The sequence below is a fragment of the Dietzia sp. DQ11-44 genome (assembly GCF_014145205.1).
GTDB classification, from domain to species: Bacteria; Actinomycetota; Actinomycetes; order Mycobacteriales; family Mycobacteriaceae; genus Dietzia; species Dietzia natronolimnaea.
Window position 1 is genome coordinate 1 of sequence record NZ_JAALEC010000444.1, and the last position, 3,410, is coordinate 3,410.

Sequence of the window (3,410 nt, forward strand, 5' to 3'; positions counted from 1 at the left end):
CGGACGTCCGTGGCGGGGTCGAGCTTGCGCACGAGGCTCGGTGCGAGGTCGGAGAGCGTGTACTCGGACAGCAGGCGGCCGGCCTCGTCGTCGTCGACCCCCGCGAACACCCGCCCGATGGTGACGCCGTGCGTGGGCACGGCGACCACCCGGATCTCGTCGCCCACCTCGACAGGCCCCGGCCGCAGCACACGGGCGTACGCACCCGGTCGCCCCGCCTCGGTGAACCGGCGCACCCACCTGGGCTTGCCGACGCGATCGCCGAACGTCTGGCACGGGATGCGCGGGGTGGTGATCTCCAGGCGCAACGGACCCCGACGACCGCTGCCCCGGCCCACCTCCAGGACGGTGCCGATCTGCAGCTGCGAGGTGTCGACGCCGGTCACTCGCAGGTTCTCGCCGAAGTACCCGGGCGGGATCGGCCCGCCGAACTCGGGCTCCCACGGCTCGACATCGGAGTCGGAGAGCAGGTAGACGGCCTTCCACACGCCGCCGTGATGCTCGCGGTCGGCCTGGACGTCGCCGTGGAGGCCGTACTCACGGACCTGCACCGGGCCCTCGACGGGGCGCTTGTCGATCGCCGTCACGCCGACGCGGCCGGGAACGGTGAGGAGCTGGTCCACCACGCAGACGGCCTGCACGGTGAACGACTCCGGCACCGTCTCCCCGGACGCGGGACTGTTCGAGGCCGGCATCAGTGGCCGAACCTGCGGTTGCGGGCACCGTAGTCGCGCAGGGCGCGGAGGAAGTCCACGCGGCGGAACGCGGGCCAGTAGGCCTCGGTGAACCAGATCTCCGAGTAGGCGCTCTGCCACAGCAGGAATCCGGAGAGCCGCTGCTCGCCGGACGTCCGGATCACCAGATCGGGATCGGGCTGGCCGGAGGTGTAGAGGTGCTCGCCGATGGCCTCCACGGTGATGCCGTCGACCAGGTCCCGCCCGGTCCGGCCCTCGTCGATCAACTGGGCGACGAGCTCGCGGGTCGCATCGGCGATCTCCTGACGGCCGCCGTACCCCACGGCGACGTTGACCTTGACCCCCCGACGCCCGGTGCTCGCGCGCTCGGCGTGGCGCAGCCGCTCGGCCAGCCAGTCCGGCAGCACCTCGAGCCGCCCGACGATCCGGACGTCCCAGTTCTTGTCCGGACCGGTGATCTCGTCCACCACGTCGGCGATGATCTGCAGCAGCTCGTCGAGCTCCTCGGCATCACGACCCAGGTTCTCGGTGCTCAGCAGATAGATGGTGGCGACGTCCACGCCCAGCTCGTCGCACCAGCCCAGCATCTCGGCGATCTTGACCGCCCCGGCCCGGTGTCCGTGCGCGACATCCGCGAACCCGGCCTCCTTGGCCCATCGGCGGTTTCCGTCGGCCATCACGGCGATGTGCCGTGGGAGCCGGGCACCGTCGAGTGACGACCGGAGTCGCGACTCGTACAGCGAGTACAGGGGGGAGGAGGCATCCACTCGGTAGAGGTTACCGCGCGACGCCCCCTCCACAGGGGTCCCCCTGACCCCGCGGGGGCTCAGCCCCGTCGGCCGGCGCGAACCCCCGCGGCCAGCGCGCGCACGCCCTCCTCGGTGGTGTCCCAGCCGATGCAGGCGTCGGTGACCGACTTGCCGTAGACGAGTTCCGCGGCGTCGACGGACTGGGCGCCGGCCTCGAGGAAGCTCTCGACCATCACGCCGGAGATGCCCTCCTCCCCCGCCCCGATCCGCTCGGCGAGCTCGGCCACGACCTCGGCCTGACGCTCGTGGGACTTGCCGGAGTTGGCGTGGCTCGCATCCACCATCACCAGCCCGGGCAGCCCCACCCTCGCGACCGACGCCACCGCGGACGCCACGGAGGCCGCATCGTGGTTGGGTCCGCCCGTGCCGCCCCGGAGGATCACGTGGCAGTCGGTGTTCCCGGCGGTCTCCACCACGGCGGCCCGGCCCTCGGCGTCGGTGCCGAAGAACACGTGGCGCGACGCCGAGGACCTGCACCCGTCCACCGCGACCTGGACCTCGCCGTCCGTCCCGTTCTTGAACCCCACCGGCATGGACAGGCCGGAGACCAACTGCCGGTGCACCTGGCTCTCGGTGGTCCGGGCTCCGATGGCGCCCCACGAGACGGCGTCGGCGATGTACTGCGGGCTGGTCGGCTCGAGGAACTCGCAGCCGACGGGCAGGCCGAGGTCCAACACGTCCAGGAGGAGTCTGCGGGCGGTGCGCAGTCCGCGGGGGATGTCGTAGCTCCCGTCGAGGGCCGGGTCGTTGATCAGGCCCTTCCACCCCACCGTCGTGCGCGGCTTCTCGAAGTAGACGCGCATGACGATCAGCAGGTCCTCCGAGACTTCCCGGGCCAGGGCCGCGAGGCGCCCCGCGTAGTCGAGCGCGGCGTCGGGATCGTGGACCGAGCAGGGCCCCACCACCACGAGCAGCCGGTCGTCTCGCCCGGCCAGGACATCGGCGATCTCGCTGCGGCTGCGCTCGACCAGCGCTTCGCGGGCCTCTCCCAGCGGGAGTTCGCCGAGGATCTCGATCGGCGTCGGCAACGGGGAGTAGGACAGGACTCGCCGGTCGGCGGTCTGGGTGGGGTTCTCGGCGGTGATGGTCACGGCGTGCGCTCCTGATGCGGGGGTCGTGGCGGGCCGGGTGCCGTGATCCTGTTCGGTGCCCTGTGCGCACCCGGATCCGCCGCTGGAAATGGCGGGAGGCGGCGACCGTTGTGGTCACCGCCTCTGGGCTCCGGGTGTCGGACGTCCGACTAGCGGACGCGTGCGCTCGTGGCGCGGGCTCCACCCGGAGCCCACATAAAGCGCCAATAAGCGCGAGCGATCGACATGCCGGTCACCGTAGCAGAGGCCGCCCCCGTCGGGCCACTTGCGCCTCCCGCCCCGGCTGGCACCCTGGAGTCATGGGATACCGACTCGTCGCTGACGCTGCGATGGTGCTCCACGCGGCCTTCCTCGTGTACATGGTGGTGGGCGGCTTCCTCGCGTGGCGATGGCGTTGGACATTCTGGCCGCATCTGGCGACGGCGGCGTACGGACTCGGGATCGCGACGGTGGGGTGGGACTGTCCGCTCACCCACGTAGAGAACTGGGGACGCGCCCGCGCCGGCCAGGAGACGCTGCCGTCGACGGGGTTCATCGACCACTACCTCACCGGCGTCATCTATCCCGCGGAACATCTTCTGACGGCGCAACTCGCCGTTGCGTCCGCCGTGCTCGTCTCATGGGCGGGCCTGGCCTTCCTCCACTGGCGAGCGCGCTCACGCTCCCGCGCACTCGGCCCAGAGGCGCGATACCCCTGAGGTCGACCCCGCCCTCACGGGGCCAGTCGAACACTTGTGCTATCTCGGTTGAGACGATATACTAGATCACACGTTCGAATGGTGGCGAGTTCGATTGGCGCAGGGGGGTGCGGTGGT

Annotated in this window: 4 protein-coding genes; 1 reads left to right on the forward strand and 3 read right to left on the reverse strand. The window is 71.1% G+C overall.

What is annotated here, in order from left to right; all coding sequences use genetic code 11:
- From G6018_RS11555 to G6018_RS11565, 3 genes are all read right to left on the reverse strand, one after another.
- Positions 1 to 695 (reverse strand): MOSC domain-containing protein (locus G6018_RS11555; protein ID WP_187701057.1); only part of this gene is annotated, 695 nt, incomplete at its 3' end.
- Positions 695 to 1,462 carry an isoprenyl transferase gene (locus G6018_RS11560; RefSeq protein WP_182639660.1) on the reverse strand — a complete coding sequence of 256 codons (768 nt, stop codon included), beginning with the start codon at positions 1,460 to 1,462 and terminating at the stop codon, positions 695 to 697. The genes G6018_RS11560 and G6018_RS11555, both read right to left, overlap by 1 nt.
- A gap of 59 nt (positions 1,463 to 1,521) precedes the next feature.
- Positions 1,522 to 2,595, reverse strand: coding sequence for a 3-deoxy-7-phosphoheptulonate synthase (locus G6018_RS11565; RefSeq protein ID WP_182639661.1), 1,074 nt, complete (start codon positions 2,593 to 2,595; stop codon positions 1,522 to 1,524).
- Between the two features lie 299 nt (positions 2,596 to 2,894).
- Between G6018_RS11565 and G6018_RS11570 the strand changes: the two genes are divergently transcribed.
- A complete protein-coding gene (locus tag G6018_RS11570) occupies positions 2,895 to 3,293 on the forward strand; it encodes a DUF2784 domain-containing protein (protein ID WP_182639662.1) in 399 nt (132 codons plus the stop codon).
- Positions 3,294 to 3,410 lie beyond the last annotated feature (117 nt).